The following is a 15,310-nucleotide window of genomic DNA, read 5'->3' on the forward strand; positions in this document are numbered from 1 at the left end:
TCCAGCATGGCGGGTCGCAGGTGACGGTCGATTTGACCGGCACGGTCGCCCCGACCTCGCACGATGGTTCCCGTCCGGCGCCTGCCGCCGCACGGATCCGCACCTCCCTCGCTGCCACAGCGAACCGGAAAACCCCCTCTGAGCACCATGCCCGCCCTCCGGGTGCGCGTGGTGCTGCCGTTTTCCATTTCCAGACAGGATGCTTGCAGCCATGACTCCCTTGATTTTCGTAACCGGCGGCGTGGTGTCCTCGCTCGGCAAAGGCATTGCCGCCGCGTCGCTGGCCGCCATTCTCGAAGCCCGTGGCCTGAAGGTCACGATGATGAAGCTCGACCCGTACATCAACGTCGACCCGGGCACCATGAGTCCGTTCCAGCACGGTGAGGTCTATGTCACCGACGACGGCGCCGAGACCGACCTCGACCTGGGCCACTACGAGCGCTTCGTGCGCACCCGCCTCAGCCGCAAGAACTCGGTCACCACCGGCCGCATCTACGAGAACGTGATCCGCAAGGAGCGCCGCGGCGACTACCTGGGCGCGACCGTGCAGGTCATTCCGCACATCACCGACGAGATCCGTCGCTGCATCGACGAAGCCACCGAAGGCTATGACGTGGCACTGGTCGAGATCGGCGGCACCGTTGGCGACATCGAGTCGCTGCCGTTCCTGGAGGCGATCCGCCAGGTGCGCACCGAACGTGGCCCGGAGAAGGCGCTGTTCATGCACCTCACCCTGGTGCCGTACATCGGCGCCGCCGGCGAGCTGAAGACCAAGCCGACCCAGCACTCGGTGAAGGAACTGCGCTCGATCGGCATCCAGCCGGACGTCCTGCTGTGCCGCTCCGAGCAGGCGGTGCCGGATTCGGAGCGCCGCAAGATCGCCCAGTTCACCAACGTTTCCGAGCGTGCGGTGATCAGCGTGCCGGACGTGGACGTGCTGTACCGCATCCCGTCTGGCCTGCATGCACAGGGCCTGGACGAAATCGTGGTGAACCAGCTGAAGCTGGCCGACAAGGCCGGTCCGGTCGACCTGTCGATGTGGGAAGACGCGGTCGATGCGACCCTGCACCCGCTGGACGAAGTGACCATCGCCGTGGTCGGCAAGTACGTCGATCACCAGGATGCCTACAAGTCGGTCGGCGAAGCACTGAAGCACGGTGGCCTGCGCCAGCGCACCAAGGTCAACCTGAAGTGGCTGGAAGCGCAGGACCTGGAAGGCACCGACATGGCCGCGCTGGCCGATGTCGACGGCATCCTGGTGCCGGGTGGCTTCGGTGACCGTGGTTTCGAAGGCAAGGTGCTGACCTCGAAGTTCGCCCGCGAGCAGCAGGTGCCGTACTTCGGCATCTGCTATGGCATGCAGGCGGCCGTGGTCGACTACGCGCGCAACGTGGTCGGCCTGGAAGGTGCCAACAGCACCGAGAACGACCGCCAGTCGCCGAACCCGGTGATCGGCCTGATCACCGAATGGCGCACCGCCAGCGGCGATGTCGAGAAGCGTGACGACAAGAGCGACCTCGGCGGCACCATGCGCCTGGGCCTGCAGGAACAACGCCTGAAGCCGGGCACGCTGGCCCGCGAGCTGTACGGCAAGGACGTGGTCGCCGAGCGCCACCGCCACCGCTACGAGTTCAACAACCGTTACCGCACCCAGCTGGAAGATGCGGGCCTGGTGATCGCCGGCAAGTCGATGGACGACACCCTGGTGGAAGTGGTCGAGCTGCCGCGCGATGCCCACCCGTGGTTCCTGGCCTGCCAGGCGCACCCGGAATTCCTGTCCACGCCGCGTGACGGCCACCCGCTGTTCATCGGTTTCATCCGTGCCGCGCGCGAGCGCAAGGCCGGCGGCAAGCTGCTTTCCGAAGCGCGCGCCTGACTTGTGAATGGGGGCTTCGGCCCCCATCCTGCATGCTTCAACCCCCAGCGCACCGGCCCGTCCGGTGCTGCGGACAACAAGGAAACGCCATGAAACTGTGTGGATTCGAGGTCGGGCTGGACCAGCCCCTGTTCCTGATCGCCGGCCCCTGCGTGATCGAGTCGATGCAGCTGCAGCTCGATACCGCCGGCAAGCTGAAGGAGATCACCGACAAGCTCGGCGTCAATTTCATCTTCAAGTCCAGCTTCGACAAGGCCAACCGCACTTCGGGTACCGCATTCCGCGGCCCGGGCATGGAAGAGGGCCTGAAGGTCCTGGCCGAAGTGAAGAAGCAGATCGGCGTGCCGGTGCTGACCGACGTCCACGAATACACCCCGATGGACGAAGTGGCCTCGGTGGTGGACGTGCTGCAGACCCCGGCGTTCCTGGTCCGCCAGACCGACTTCATCCGCAAGGTGTGCTCGGCCGGCAAGCCGGTCAACATCAAGAAGGGCCAGTTCCTGGCGCCGTGGGACATGAAGCCGGTCGTGGAGAAGGCCAAGGCCACCGGCAACGAGCAGATCATGGTCTGCGAGCGCGGTGCCAGCTTCGGCTACAACAACCTGGTCAGCGACATGCGTTCGCTGGCGGTGATGCGCGAGACCGGTTGCCCGGTGGTGTTCGACGCCACCCACTCGGTGCAGTTGCCGGGCGGGCAGGGCACCAGCTCAGGCGGCCAGCGCGAGCACGTGCCGGTGCTGGCCCGTGCCGCGGTGGCGGTGGGCATCTCCGGCCTGTTCGCCGAAACCCATCCGGATCCGTCAAAGGCGCTGTCCGATGGTCCCAACGCGTGGCCGCTGGACCAGATGGAGGCCCTGCTCGAGACCCTGATGGAACTCGACGCGGTGACCAAGAAGCACGGCTTTTCGCGCTTCGCGTGAGTCGTGACCCGTGGGTGGCGCTGGAAACCCAGCGCCGCCGCCGGCACTGGAGACAGTGGCCGTGGGGCCTGATCGCGCTGGGGCTGTCCGCGGTGTTCACCGTGGGCTTGTTCTGCCTGGTGCTGATCGGCGCCGCGTCAGTGCGCCCACCGGGTGATGGCGGCAGCGCGCTCGATCTTCGGGCGTATTTCATTGCGCTTGTGGTCGGAGAGCTGCTGGCCAGCGCAGGGTGCGTCGCTTCGGCTGTGCTGGCCTGGCGATTGAACCGTGGCAAGGTACCGGCAGGGCTGGCGATCATCCTGCTTTCTCTGTGGATCGGCACCCTGTTCTACGGATGGCGTTGATGAATACGACCCCATCGGCGCGCGGCTGGCCCTGGGGCCTGATCGCGCTGGCGCTGTCCGTGTTGACCTGGATGGCCCTGGTGGTGGGCGTGCTGGCCTTCACCGCCGGCTTCCGGCCGCCCGGGGACGGAAACAATGGCGTGCAGGCCACGCAGTGGTGGATGCTGGGCGCGCTGGTCACGATGGTGCTGTGCTTTCTCGGCAGCCCGGTCGCGATGGTGTTGGCCTGGCGACGGCGGCGTGGCCCCATCCTTGCGGCGATTGCCGGTGCATTGCTGGTGATGCTGGTCTCGCTGGTCCTTATCGTGATCGGGTCGAGCTGGGGCTGATGCAGGCCACGCCATTTGGCAAGTGGCGGGCAGCCGGGGATAATCACGCGGCATTCGTTTTGTCGCCCCCTCTCCAGACAGGTAACCGGCCCGACCATGAGTACGATCCGCAGCATCCACGCCCGTGAAATCCTCGACAGTCGTGGCAATCCCACGCTGGAAGCCGAAGTCATCCTGGAGGACGGCTCGTTCGGTCGCGCCGCGGTTCCCTCAGGCGCCTCGACCGGCACCAAGGAAGCGGTCGAGCTGCGTGACGGCGACAAGACCCGTTACCTGGGCAAGGGCGTGCGCAAGGCCGTTGACAACGTCAACACCACGATTGCCGCCGCGCTGAAGGGGTTTGAAGCCACCGACCAGGCCGGCCTCGACCGTCGCCTGATCGATCTGGACGGCACCGAGAACAAGGGTCGGCTGGGCGCCAACGCACTGCTGGGTGTTTCGATGGCCGCCGCGCACGCCGCCGCCGCATCCAGCAAGCAGGCGCTGTGGCAGTACCTGGCTGCCCGGACCGGCGTGACCCCGTCGCTGCCGGTGCCGATGATGAACATCATCAACGGCGGCGCGCATGCCGACAACAACGTCGACTTCCAGGAGTTCATGGTGCTGCCGGTCGGCTTCACCTCGTTCTCCGAAGCATTGCGCGCCGGTACCGAAATCTTCCATTCGCTGAAGTCGGTGCTGAAGGGCCACGGCCTGAGCACGGCGGTGGGCGACGAAGGCGGCTTCGCGCCGGACTTCCGCAGCAACGTCGAAGCGCTGGACACCATCCTCGAAGCAATCGGCAAGGCCGGCTACACCGCCGGTGAAGACGTGCTGCTGGGCCTGGACGTGGCTTCCAGCGAATTCTTCGAGAACGGCAAGTACAATCTGGTCGGCGAGAACAAGCGCCTGACTTCCGAGCAGTTCGTCGACTTCCTCGCCGACTGGGCCGCGCAGTACCCGATCATCACGATTGAAGATGGCCTGGCCGAGAACGACTGGGCGGGTTGGAAGCTGCTGACCGACCGCATCGGCAAGAAGGTGCAGCTGGTCGGTGACGACCTGTTCGTGACCAACCCGAAGATCTTCCAGGAAGGCATCGACTCGGGCACCGCCAACGCGATCCTGATCAAGGTCAACCAGATCGGCACGCTCAGCGAAACCCTGGAAGCGATCGCCATGGCCGACCGCGCCGGCTATGCGGCCGTGGTCTCGCACCGGTCGGGCGAAACCGAAGACACCACCATCGCCGACATCGCCGTGGCTACCACCGCCACCCAGATCAAGACCGGCTCGCTGTGCCGCAGCGATCGCGTGGCCAAGTACAACCAGCTGCTGCGCATCGAGGAAGCCCTCGGCGCCGGCGCGCGTTACGCCGGTCGTGACGCGTTCGTTTCGCTGAAGCGCTGAGCCGATGCGCGACTGGCGCTGGATGCTGCTGGTGCTGGCCCTGTTGCTGGGCTGGCTGCAGTACCGCTTCTGGTTCGGTCCGGGCAATTCGGGTGAAGTGATGATGCTCGAAGCCCAGGTCGCCAACCAGGAGCGGGACAATGAGGGTCTGCAGCAGCGCAACGACGCGCTGGCCGCCGAAGTGAAGGACCTCAAGGAAGGCCAGTCCGCCATCGAGGAACGCGCACGCAGCGAGCTGGGCATGATCAAGCCCGGTGAGAAGTTCTACCGCGTGGTCGAGGATGCGCCGGTCCGTCCGGCGCAGCCCGCTGCAGGCGTCACTGTCCAGGCCGGCGATCACCCGGCGGACGTGCCATGAGCGCGGCGATCTGGGTGGTGGTTCCGGCTGCCGGCCGTGGCGCCCGCTTTGGTGCGCCGCTGCCCAAGCAGTACCTGCAGGCGGGCGGGCAGATCCTGCTCGCTCATACCCTGGACGCGCTGCTGGCGCATCCGGCCGTGGCCGGCGCAATGGTGGTGATCGGCCAGGACGACGGCGACTGGCCGGGCTGGAGCGAATGGGCCGGCAAACCGGTGCTGACCTGCATCGGCGGCGCGACCCGTGCCGCCTCGGTGCTGGCCGGGCTGCAGGCACTGCCGGACTCGGTGCGCGCCGACGAATTCGTGCTGGTTCACGACGCCGCGCGACCCAACCTGTCGCTGGCCGATCTTGGCCGCCTGCTTGAAGTCGGTCGTGCCGATCCGGTCGGGGCGATCCTGGCTGCACCGGTGCGCGACACCCTCAAGCGTGCGGGCGACGACGGTGGCATCGATGGCACTGAACCGCGCGAGCGGCTGTGGCGTGCACTGACACCACAGCTGTTCCGCCGCCACCAGCTCAGCCGCGCGCTGTCCGACGCCGCCGCTGCCGGTGTTGAAGTCACCGACGAGGCCATGGCCATGGAGCGCCAGGGCCAGCGCCCGCTGCTGGTGGAAGGCAGCGAGGACAACTTCAAGGTCACCACCCCGGCCGATCTGGACCGGTTCGAATTCGTACTTTCCCGCCGCGCCGGCTGACTGCCCGCGCGGCCCTGCTGCAAGGGCTGCATCCATGAGCACCGCACCGTTCCCGCCCGTCCGTATCGGCCAGGGTTACGACGTCCATGCCTTCGGTGAAGGCGATCACATCATGCTCGGCGGAGTGAACGTGCCGCACAGCTGCGGCGTGCTGGCGCACAGCGACGGCGACGTGATCCTGCACGCCCTGTGCGATGCCATGCTCGGTGCGCTGGCGTTGGGCGATATCGGCCAGCATTTCCCGCCGAGCGATGATCGCTGGAAGGGCGCCGACAGCAGCGATTTCGTGCGCCATTGCGACAGCCTGCTGCGCGAGCGTGGCTGGCGCGTTGGCAACACCGACATCACCGTGATCTGCGAGCGGCCGAAGGTGGGCCCGCATGCGCTGGCCATGCGTGAGCGCATTGGTGGGTTGCTGCAGCTGCCGCTGGACGCGGTCAGCGTCAAGGCGACCACCTCGGAGAAGCTGGGCTTCACCGGCCGCGGCGAAGGCATCGCCGCGCAGGCGGTCGTGTTGCTGGTGGCGGCATGATCCCGCTGCCGTTGGCGTTTGGTGCGCCGCTGTTGACGGCGCGCATCCGCACCACGCCGGACGATTTCCAGGTGGATGAACTGCCGGCCTTCGAGGCCACCGGTGAAGGCGAGCACCTGTTGCTGCACATCCGCAAGCGCGGCGCCAACACCGTGCATGTGGCCAAGCTGCTGGCCAAGTGGGCGGGCCTGCCGGAAATGGCGGTGAGCTACGCCGGCATGAAGGATCGGCATGCGGTCACCACCCAGCGTTTCAGCGTGCACCTGCCCAAGCGCGTCGCGCCGGATCTGGCCGAGCTGGCCAGTGATGAGATCGAAGTGCTCGAAGCGACCTGGCACAACCGCAAGCTGCAGCGTGGTGCACTGGCCGGCAACCGCTTCAGGCTGGTGCTGCGCGAGGTGCAGGGCGATGCTGCGGCGATCAGCGAGCGCCTGCAGCAGATCGCCGGGCGCGGCCTGCCGAACTGGTTTGGCGAGCAGCGCTTCGGCCGCGACGGCGGCAACGTGCCTGCGGCATTGGCGATGTTCGGTGGCCGCCGCATGCGCAAGGACCAGCGTTCGCTGCTGCTGTCAGCCGCGCGCTCGGCGCTGTTCAATCGTGTGCTCGCCGCGCGCGTGGAGCAGGGCAACTGGGATCAACCGCTGGACGGTGAAGTGTGGATGCTCGATGGCAGCCGCAGCGTGTTCGGCCCCGAACCCTACACCGACGTGCTGGCCGAGCGCCTGGCCCGTTTCGACATCCATCCCAGCGCGCCGCTGTGGGGCGAAGGCGAGCTGCGCAGCGCCGACGCTGCACGTGAGCTGGAGCTGGCCGCGCTGGACGACGAGGAATCGAAGGCGCTGCGCGCTGGCCTGGAAGACGCACGGCTGAAGCAGGAGCGCCGCGCGCTGCGCCTGCGCCCGGCGTTGCTGCAGCATCAGTGGTTGGCCAGTGATGTACTGGAACTCTCGTTCGCGTTGCCGCCGGGCTGCTACGCCACCGCCGTGCTGCACGAACTCGGCCCCGTCGAAGACGCCGCGCAGGCCTGACAGAAAAAGGGGACGGAGGGAATTAAGTCGTTTGTGCCACAAACGACTTAATTCCCTCCGTCCCCTTTTTGTCAACGCCGCGCCAGCAACACCAGCACCGCGCCGGTGCCGCCTTGCCCGGTCGGCGCCGAATGAAACGCCAGCACGTCGTTGCGCAGCCGCAGCAGGCGATCGACCAGGTTCTTCAGCACCGGTGCACCGCCATCGGACTGCAGGCCCTTGCCGTGGATGATGCGCACGCAGCCATACTCGTGTGCATGCGCTTCCAGCAGGAACTGGCGCAGCAGGGTTTCCGCCTGCGCGGCGGTGGCGCCGTGCAGGTCCAGCTCATCCTGTACCGAATACTGGCCGCGCTTGAGACGCTGGAACAGGCGCGGTGGCAGGTTGTCGCGGCGGTAGCTGGCCACGTCGCCCGCTTCCAGCGGCGTACTGTCGCGCAGCAGCCGCGCAAACTCGCCCGCGGCTTCGGCCTCGTCGCGTTCGGCCATGCGTGCGCGCGGCTTCGGCCGGGGCGCAGCAGGCGCCGGTTCGGCATCCTTGCGCAGCGGCGTCACTTCACCGATGGCCGCACGGAACAACGCGGCCGGATCTTCGTCTTCAGGGTGCGACATGCGCACAGGGTAAACCGCCGGCGCGGGTCTGCCTATGACGGTTCGATGTCGGCCGTGACCGCCGGCAGGGTAGGACCGGCGGCTCGCATGCGGCACAATAGACGATGCCCTTGCAGGGTCGACGGCTTCCGCAGGGGAGTACGACGGTCCCGCCCACACTGCACGGTGACGGAATCGAATTCTTGGAAAATCAAGCGGTTAAATCGAAGATGCGAATCCTGGTCAGTAATGACGATGGTGTCGACGCCGCAGGCATCCGGATGCTTGCTTCGGTCCTGCGCGAGGCCGGACACGAAGTCACGGTGGTCGCGCCCGACCGCGATCGCTCCGGTGCCAGCAACTCGCTGACCCTGGACCTGCCGATCCGGCTCAAGCGCATCGACCATTACACCGTCTCGGTGGCTGGCACGCCGACCGACTGCGTGCACCTGGCGCTGACCGGTCTGCTTGAATTCGAGCCGGACATCGTCGTGTCAGGCATCAACAACGCCGCCAACCTCGGCGACGACGTGATCTATTCCGGCACCGTCTCGGCGGCGATGGAAGGCCGCTTCCTCGGCCTGCCGGCGGTGGCGGTCTCGCTGGTTACCCGCAACCACGATCCGAAGCACTTCGACACCGCCGCGCGCGCCGCAGTGGAGATCGTGGCCCGGCTCAAGGCCGATCCGCTGCCGGCCGACACCATCCTCAACGTCAACGTGCCGGATCTGCCCTGGAGCGAGGTCAAGGGCTTCGAGGTCACCCGCCTTGGCAACCGCCATCGTGCCGAAGGCTGCATCGCGCAGAAGGATCCGCGCGGCAACGAGGTGTACTGGATCGGCCCGGCCGGGCGCGAGCAGGACTCCGGCCCGGGCACCGACTTCCACGCGGTGCGCACCGGCCACATCTCGATCACCCCGATCCAGGTGGACCTGACCCGCTACCAGGCGCTGGAGAAAGTGGCCAGCTGGGTGGGTGGCCTCAGCGCCGCGCTGGACCGGCCGGCATGAGTCCACGCCTGCGACTGCAGCCGGAAGCTGTCGGCATCGGCATGACCTCGCAGCGCGTGCGTGACCGTCTGGTCGATCGCCTGCGCGAAGCTGGCATCGTCGACGAGTCCACCTTGAACGCAATCCGGGTTGTGCCGCGCCATCTGTTCATCGATGAAGCACTGGCCTCGCGTGCCTATGAGGACACCGCGCTGCCGATCGGCCATGGCCAGACCATCTCGCAGCCCTGGGTGGTCGCCCGGATGACCGAGGCGGTGCTCCAGGTCGCGCCGAAGCGCGTACTGGAAGTCGGCACCGGCTCGGGCTACCAGGCCGCCATCCTGGGCGCGCTGGGCCTGGAGGTCTACACCGTGGAGCGTATCGGTGACCTGTTGCGGCAGGCACGCAAGCGCTTCCGCGCACTGGGCATGAACATCCGCACCAAGCATGACGACGGTCGCGCCGGATGGGCCGAGCACGGTCCGTTCGATGCCATCGTGGTCACCGCCGCCGCGCCTGCACTGGTCGATGAACTGGTCGGGCAGCTGGCTGAAGGGGGGCGCCTGGTGGCGCCGGTGGGTGGCCCGGGCGGACAGTCGCTGGTGCAGCTGGACCGCAAGCCCGATGGCAGCATCGAACAACGCGTGCTGGCGCCGGTTACGTTCGTGCCGCTGCTGTCTGGCATGCTCGACTAATCCACGGAGCAGGGTTGCATGAAGATTTTCGGGCCGCTGTACGAGCGGGCGATGAAGTGGGCGGCGCACGAACGCGCGCCGACCTACCTGACGGTACTGAGTTTCTTTGAAGCGATCATCTTCCCGGTGATGCCGGAAGTGATGCTGGCACCGATGTGCGTGGCCCAGCCCAAGCGTGGCTGGTGGTTCGCCACCCTCAGCCTGGCGGGCTCGATGGTCGGCGCGCTGGTTGGTTACGCGCTGGGTCATTACGCTTTCGAGGCGATCAAGCCGGTGTTCGAGGCGCTGGGCATGCTTCCGGCGATCGAGCAGGGCATCACCACCGTGCAGGCGAAGATGGCCGAATCGCCGTGGGCGGTGTTCACCTTCCTGGTGCTGGGCGGCTTCATGCCGATCCCGATGAAGGTCTTCACGTGGGCATCGGGTATCGTCGGCGTACCGATGCCGCAGTACCTGTTGAGCATGTTGATCGGTCGTGGCAAGCGCGTGTTCGTGCTGGCCGCGGTCATCCGTATCGGTGGTGCGCGTGCCGAAGCGGCGCTGCGTCGCTGGATTGAACCGCTGGGCTGGATCGCCACCGTGCTGGTGGTGGTGCTGATCGCCTGGCTTGTATGGAGGTCGAAGTTCGCATGAATCCTGATCGTCTGAGCAAGGGAGTGCGCATCGGCGCGCTGGCGTTGCTGGTTTCCACACTGGCCGCCTGCGGTACCGCCACCGTGGTCCGCCCGGGCGGCGGCAACGCTGGCGGCGTGACCACGCCGAAGACCTCGGTACCCAAGCCCGGGCAGACCGTGGTGGTGCGCAAGGGCGACACCATCTATGCGCTGGCCCGCATCCATGACATCACCCCGGCCGACCTGATTGCCTGGAATCGTCTGGACAACCCGTCGACCATCTACCCCGGCCAGGTGATCCGCCTGTATCCGCAGGGGGCCACCAGCGGCCGTGCGCCGACCACGGTGGTCACCCCGCCGCGTTCGGCTGGCAGCAGTGGCGGCAGCACCGCGCCGGCCCCGGCGCCGGTCGGGCCGGTGAAGAGCAACATCGCCTGGCGCTGGCCAGCCGATGGCGCGATCGTCGGCCGCTACGTGGCCGGTGACGCGACCAAGCAGGGCGTCGACATCGCCGGCACCAGCGGCCAGCCGGTCAAGGCAACCGCCAACGGTGTGGTGGTGTACTCCGGTGCCGGCCTGGTCGGCTACGGCGAACTGATCATCATCAAGCACAGCGACCAGTGGCTGTCCGCCTATGGTCACAACCGCAAGCGCCTGGTCAATGAAGGGCAGAGCGTGAAGGCTGGCGAGCAGATCGCCGAAATGGGCCGCACCGGTGCGAACCGCGACATGGTCCACTTCGAGATTCGCTACAACGGCAAGCCGGTCGATCCGCAGCAGTACCTGCCGGCACGTTGACGCGGTTGGAACAGGGAGTGCCGGGCCATGCCTGGCGTTCCTGACCTGTAGAGCCGTGCTCGACTCAGCGACTGCGGAGCGGTCGTTTGCGATCCTGTGTGCCGCAGGCTCACCTTCACGGCGGACCGGATACCCGGCATTCTTGAGCGGTCCCAGTCGACCCGGTACCCCATGCTGCGTCCTGCTTCCGTTCTCGCCTTGCTGATCGTCGCGCCGCTGGTCACCGCGGCCAGCGATCCGCGCGACGTGGTCACCCGTCTTTACGCCGTAGTCCAGGCGCCGGCTTCAGATGAAGCAGCCATCCCGCCGTTGCTGGGCGATGCCCTGCGCTCGGCGGTCGATGCGCAGCATGCTTACGAGCGGGCCTGCACCGCGCTGGCCGCGCGCGACGAGAAGCCGCACATGCTCGACCAGAGCCTGTATCTGCTGGCGCCGGACCGACCGGACACGGTCGCGGTGGGAATGCCCGAATCGAGGGGTGACGCGACCTGGATCCGCGTCGACATGGCAGTGGGCGACTATCGATGGACCGACCGGGTCCTGCTGCAGCGGCAGGACCGGGACTGGAAGGTCATGGATATCCGCTGGGGGCAGGGCGGCCACCTGATCGGCCGGCTCCAGGAGTTCTCGGCATTCCGCTGCGCGCCTTCAGGCCGCTAGGGGCCGGAGGCACCGGTGACTCGAGAACTCAGCCTTCCAGAATGAAAGCAGCCGCGACCTTGCGGCCTTCGCCTGCCAGGATGTTGAAGGTGCGTGCGGCGGCTGGATTGTTCATCACTTCCAGGCCGATGCCGCGTGACAGGCAGGCGGCCATCACCACCGCCGATGGGAACACCTGGCGGTCACCGGTACCCAGCACGATCAGCGCCGGGTTCAGCGCCAGGATCGGCTCCAGGTCCGCCAGCTGCAACGCAGCGGCGCTCGCCACCGGCCAATGCGTGACCAGCTGGTCCGGGGTCAGGAAGAAGCTCCCGTCCAGCACCTGGTCATTGACCTTGGCCGAGCGGCCATCGGCGGCGCGCAGGCTGTAGGCGTAGTCGGGCGGTTCGTGGTTCAGCTGCATGACGGTAGGGCGATCAGCCGCGCGGCAGCACGATCTGGCGCTGTTCCCTGCTCGGGCGGTACAGCACGGCGACGTGGCCGATGCGCTGCACCAGAGCGCTCTCGGTGGCTTCGACGATCTCGCCGATCATCACGTCACGGGCGTCGCGATCCTCGGCAGCGACCTTCACCTTGACCAGCTCGTGGCGCTCCAGCACTTCGTTCAGCTCAGCGATGAAGGCCGGGGTCACACCCTTGCCGCCGGTCTGCAGCAGGGCCTTCAGGTCGTGGGCTTGGCCGCGCAGGAAACGGGTCTGGGAAGCGGTCAGGGCGATGGACATGCAGGAAAACACGGTTGAATGGGGCGATCAGGGTATCATGAGGACCCCATCAGCCCCTATTTTCAATGGCTACCCGCAGCAAAAGCAGCCAGCGCTGGCTCAAGGAACACTTCTCCGACCCCTTCGTGAAGAAGGCGCAGGCCGAAGGCATGCGCTCGCGCGCCGCCTACAAGCTCGAAGAGCTGCTTGAACGTGACCGGCTGCTGAAGCCGCACATGGTGGTGGTCGACCTCGGCGCGGCGCCGGGTGGCTGGTCTCAGCAGGTTAGGAGACAGATCGGCGACACCGGCCGCGTGCTGGCCCTGGACATCCTGGACATGCCGCCGCTGGCCGGCGTGGAGTTCCTTCATGGTGACTTCAGGGAAGAAGCCGTCCTATCGCAGTTTGAAGCCATGCTCGGGGATCAGCCGGTAGACCTTGTGCTGTCGGACATGGCCCCCAATAAGAGTGGTGTGGGCGCGGTCGACCAGCCGCGGATGATGCACCTGGCGGAGCTGGCCCTGGATTTTGCCGACAACCACCTGAAGACCGGTGGGGCATTCCTGATCAAGCTGTTCCAGGGCGAGGGCTTTGACGACTACGTGCGCGACATGCGCCGCCGGTACGACAAGGTCTCCATCCGCAAGCCGGAAGCCTCGCGCAAGCGCTCTCCCGAGGTGTACGCCTTGGGTCAGGGAAAACGCGCCCACATGAAGTAAGCTCGCAATGTACGCAAGTTCGACCCCCACGCAACGCCAGCACTGAGAGGAACACCGGAGCCAATGAGGATGAACGACTTGACCAAGAACCTCCTGCTATGGGTGGTCGTCGCCGTCGTGCTGATGGTGGTCTTCCAGAGCTTCTCGCCGAAGTCCTCCGGAGCCGGCGCGCAGGGTGCGTCGTACTCGCAGTTCCTGGACCAGGTGGACAGCGGCAACGTGCAGAAGGTCGCCTTTGGCGGCGACATGCGCGGCGGCACCAGCCAGCTGACCTACACCACCCGTGGCGGGCAGACATCCACCATCACCGCACCGTTCGATCGCGACCTGATCAACGTGCTGCGCACCAAGAACGTGGAGATCGTGCAGGAGGAGCCGTCCAGCGGCATCTCCCTCGGCGCGATCCTGATGAATTTCCTGCCGGTCATCCTGATCATCGGCTTCTGGTTGTTCATCATGCGCCAGATGCAGGGCGGTGGCGGCGGTGCCAAGGGCGCGATGTCCTTCGGCAAGTCGCGCGCCAAGCTGCAGGGCGAGGACCAGATCAAGGTCACCTTCGCCGACGTCGCCGGCTGCGACGAGGCCAAGGAAGAAGTGGGCGAGCTGGTCGACTTCCTGCGCGACCCGTCCAAGTTCACCAAGCTGGGTGGCAAGATTCCGCGCGGCGTGCTGATGGTGGGCCCGCCGGGTACCGGCAAGACGCTGCTGGCCAAGGCCATCGCCGGCGAAGCCAAGGTGCCGTTCTTCTCGATCTCCGGTTCGGACTTCGTGGAAATGTTCGTCGGCGTCGGCGCCAGCCGCGTGCGCGACATGTTCGAGCAGGCCAAGAAGCATGCCCCGTGCATCATCTTCATCGACGAAATCGACGCCGTCGGTCGCCACCGTGGCGCCGGCCTGGGCGGTGGCCATGACGAGCGCGAGCAGACCCTGAACCAGCTGCTGGTCGAAATGGACGGTTTCGAGGGCGGTGAAGGCGTGATCGTGATCGCCGCCACCAACCGTCCGGACGTGCTGGACCCGGCGCTGCTGCGCCCGGGTCGCTTCGACCGCCAGGTCGTGGTTGGCCTGCCGGACGTGAAGGGTCGCGAGCACATCCTGAAGGTCCACATGCGCAAGCTGCCGCTCGCCGACGATGTCGAGCCGATGGTGATCGCGCGGGGTACCCCGGGCTTCTCCGGTGCTGATCTGGCCAATCTGTGCAACGAGGCGGCCCTGTTCGCCGCGCGTGGCAACGAGAAGGAAGTCCGCATGGACCACTTCGACCGTGCCCGCGACAAGATCCTGATGGGTGCCGAGCGCCGCTCGATGGCCATGAGCGAAGAAGAGAAGACCCTGACCGCCTACCACGAAGCCGGCCACGCCATTGTCGGCCGCCTGGTGCCCGAGCACGACCCGGTCTACAAGGTCACGATCATCCCGCGCGGCCGTGCGCTGGGCGTGACCATGTACCTGCCGGAGGGCGACAAGTATTCGATGAACCGCGTGGCGATCAAGTCGCAGCTGTGCTCGCTGTACGGTGGTCGTGTGGCCGAGGAGCTGATCTTCGGTGCCGACAAGGTCACCACGGGCGCTTCCAACGACATCGAACGCGCCACCAAGATGGCCCGCAACATGGTCACCAAGTGGGGCCTGTCCGACCAGCTCGGCCCGATCGCCTATGGCGAAGAGGATGACGAGGTGTTCCTGGGCCGTTCGGTCACCCAGCACAAGAGCGTGTCCAACGACACCGCGCGTCGCATCGATGAGGAGGTGCGCAAGATCCTCGACGAAGCCTACGCGCGCACTACCGAGCTGATGACGGCCAACCTGGACAAGTTGCACGCGATGTCCCAGCTGCTGCTGCAGTACGAGACGATCGACGCGCCGCAGATCGACGCCATCATGGAAGGCCGCGATCCGCCGCCGCCGGCTGGCTGGAGCAAGTCGAACAAGGATGGTGGCAACGACAAGGGCGGCGACGCCCGCCCGCTGCCGCCGATCGCGGGCCCGGCCGAATCGCACTGACGGCCCGCTGCGCGTGACACCAGACGAGGCCGGGGCAACCCGGCTTCGTCGTTTCCGGGCTACCGGCCC

19 protein-coding genes are annotated in these 15,310 nt (G+C 66.7%); 16 read left to right on the forward strand and 3 right to left on the reverse strand.

Annotation, left to right across the window (positions count from 1 at the left end; translation table 11 throughout):
• Window positions 1-211 precede the first annotated feature (211 nt).
• The 9 genes from ACS0OT_RS07510 (at window position 212) to truD (ending at window position 7,471) form a co-directional block, all read left to right on the forward strand.
• Complete coding sequence (locus tag ACS0OT_RS07510; RefSeq protein WP_005416023.1) at window positions 212-1,876, forward strand: CTP synthase; 1,665 nt, start codon at window positions 212-214, stop codon at window positions 1,874-1,876.
• An 89-nt stretch (window positions 1,877-1,965) separates the two neighbouring features.
• A complete protein-coding gene (kdsA, locus tag ACS0OT_RS07515; protein ID WP_010485995.1) occupies window positions 1,966-2,796 on the forward strand; it encodes a 3-deoxy-8-phosphooctulonate synthase in 831 nt (276 codons plus the stop codon).
• Window positions 2,793-3,140: a hypothetical protein gene (locus ACS0OT_RS07520; RefSeq protein WP_065179304.1), complete on the forward strand. Its 348-nt coding sequence runs from the start codon at window positions 2,793-2,795 to the stop codon at window positions 3,138-3,140. Before kdsA ends, ACS0OT_RS07520 begins: the two co-directional genes overlap by 4 nt.
• On the forward strand, window positions 3,140-3,469 hold the full coding sequence (locus ACS0OT_RS07525) for a hypothetical protein (RefSeq protein ID WP_053500063.1): 330 nt from the start codon (window positions 3,140-3,142) through the stop codon (window positions 3,467-3,469). Before ACS0OT_RS07520 ends, ACS0OT_RS07525 begins: the two co-directional genes overlap by 1 nt.
• A gap of 96 nt (window positions 3,470-3,565) precedes the next feature.
• Window positions 3,566-4,858 (forward strand): phosphopyruvate hydratase, encoded by a 1,293-nt coding sequence (eno, locus tag ACS0OT_RS07530; RefSeq protein ID WP_053500065.1) that lies wholly within the window; start codon window positions 3,566-3,568, stop codon window positions 4,856-4,858.
• A 4-nt stretch (window positions 4,859-4,862) separates the two neighbouring features.
• Window positions 4,863-5,216 carry a cell division protein FtsB gene (ftsB, locus tag ACS0OT_RS07535; protein WP_005416028.1) on the forward strand — a complete coding sequence of 118 codons (354 nt, stop codon included), beginning with the start codon at window positions 4,863-4,865 and terminating at the stop codon, window positions 5,214-5,216.
• Window positions 5,213-5,911: a 2-C-methyl-D-erythritol 4-phosphate cytidylyltransferase gene (gene ispD / locus ACS0OT_RS07540; RefSeq protein WP_005416029.1), complete on the forward strand. Its 699-nt coding sequence runs from the start codon at window positions 5,213-5,215 to the stop codon at window positions 5,909-5,911. Before ftsB ends, ispD begins: the two co-directional genes overlap by 4 nt.
• 34 nt (window positions 5,912-5,945) lie before the next feature.
• Window positions 5,946-6,443, forward strand: coding sequence for a 2-C-methyl-D-erythritol 2,4-cyclodiphosphate synthase (gene ispF, locus ACS0OT_RS07545; protein ID WP_005409005.1), 498 nt, complete (start codon window positions 5,946-5,948; stop codon window positions 6,441-6,443).
• Window positions 6,440-7,471, forward strand: coding sequence for a tRNA pseudouridine(13) synthase TruD (truD, locus tag ACS0OT_RS07550; RefSeq protein WP_065179303.1), 1,032 nt, complete (start codon window positions 6,440-6,442; stop codon window positions 7,469-7,471). The genes ispF and truD overlap by 4 nt, the downstream gene beginning before the upstream one ends.
• Window positions 7,472-7,542: 71 nt before the next feature.
• On the opposite strand, the gene ACS0OT_RS07555 is transcribed toward truD, so the two are convergent.
• Window positions 7,543-8,082 carry a Smr/MutS family protein gene (locus ACS0OT_RS07555; RefSeq protein WP_005409007.1) on the reverse strand — a complete coding sequence of 180 codons (540 nt, stop codon included), beginning with the start codon at window positions 8,080-8,082 and terminating at the stop codon, window positions 7,543-7,545.
• A 209-nt stretch (window positions 8,083-8,291) separates the two neighbouring features.
• Here ACS0OT_RS07555 and surE point away from each other — a divergent pair, with 209 nt between their 5' ends.
• The 5 genes from surE to ACS0OT_RS07580 all read left to right on the forward strand — a co-directional run bounded on the left by surE (window position 8,292) and on the right by ACS0OT_RS07580 (window position 11,817).
• Complete coding sequence (gene surE, locus ACS0OT_RS07560; protein ID WP_005416031.1) at window positions 8,292-9,071, forward strand: 5'/3'-nucleotidase SurE; 780 nt, start codon at window positions 8,292-8,294, stop codon at window positions 9,069-9,071.
• Complete coding sequence (locus tag ACS0OT_RS07565) at window positions 9,068-9,745, forward strand: protein-L-isoaspartate(D-aspartate) O-methyltransferase (RefSeq protein ID WP_005416032.1); 678 nt, start codon at window positions 9,068-9,070, stop codon at window positions 9,743-9,745. Before surE ends, ACS0OT_RS07565 begins: the two co-directional genes overlap by 4 nt.
• A gap of 18 nt (window positions 9,746-9,763) precedes the next feature.
• A complete protein-coding gene (locus tag ACS0OT_RS07570; RefSeq protein WP_005416033.1) occupies window positions 9,764-10,378 on the forward strand; it encodes a YqaA family protein in 615 nt (204 codons plus the stop codon).
• Complete coding sequence (locus ACS0OT_RS07575; protein WP_005416034.1) at window positions 10,375-11,157, forward strand: peptidoglycan DD-metalloendopeptidase family protein; 783 nt, start codon at window positions 10,375-10,377, stop codon at window positions 11,155-11,157. Before ACS0OT_RS07570 ends, ACS0OT_RS07575 begins: the two co-directional genes overlap by 4 nt.
• Before the next feature lie 171 nt (window positions 11,158-11,328).
• Window positions 11,329-11,817, forward strand: coding sequence for a hypothetical protein (locus ACS0OT_RS07580; protein WP_005416035.1), 489 nt, complete (start codon window positions 11,329-11,331; stop codon window positions 11,815-11,817).
• Between the two features lie 28 nt (window positions 11,818-11,845).
• On the opposite strand, the gene ACS0OT_RS07585 is transcribed toward ACS0OT_RS07580, so the two are convergent.
• Both ACS0OT_RS07585 and yhbY read right to left on the reverse strand, forming a co-directional pair.
• The gene (locus ACS0OT_RS07585) at window positions 11,846-12,220 is read right to left on the reverse strand and encodes an Mth938-like domain-containing protein (protein WP_442256155.1); all 375 of its coding nucleotides are present in this window, start codon (window positions 12,218-12,220) and stop codon (window positions 11,846-11,848) included.
• Between the two features lie 13 nt (window positions 12,221-12,233).
• Window positions 12,234-12,539: a ribosome assembly RNA-binding protein YhbY gene (gene yhbY / locus ACS0OT_RS07590; RefSeq protein ID WP_005416037.1), complete on the reverse strand. Its 306-nt coding sequence runs from the start codon at window positions 12,537-12,539 to the stop codon at window positions 12,234-12,236.
• Window positions 12,540-12,604: 65 nt separating this feature from the next.
• Here yhbY and rlmE point away from each other — a divergent pair, with 65 nt between their 5' ends.
• Together rlmE and ftsH are read left to right on the forward strand one after the other, a co-directional pair.
• Complete coding sequence (gene rlmE, locus ACS0OT_RS07595; RefSeq protein ID WP_005409014.1) at window positions 12,605-13,237, forward strand: 23S rRNA (uridine(2552)-2'-O)-methyltransferase RlmE; 633 nt, start codon at window positions 12,605-12,607, stop codon at window positions 13,235-13,237.
• A gap of 69 nt (window positions 13,238-13,306) precedes the next feature.
• A complete protein-coding gene (gene ftsH, locus ACS0OT_RS07600) occupies window positions 13,307-15,241 on the forward strand; it encodes an ATP-dependent zinc metalloprotease FtsH (protein ID WP_005416038.1) in 1,935 nt (644 codons plus the stop codon).
• The last annotated feature ends 69 nt before the right edge of the window (window positions 15,242-15,310 follow it).

The sequence above is a fragment of the Stenotrophomonas maltophilia group sp. RY12688 genome (assembly GCF_052149045.1).
Taxonomy (GTDB): domain Bacteria; phylum Pseudomonadota; class Gammaproteobacteria; order Xanthomonadales; family Xanthomonadaceae; genus Stenotrophomonas; species Stenotrophomonas sepilia.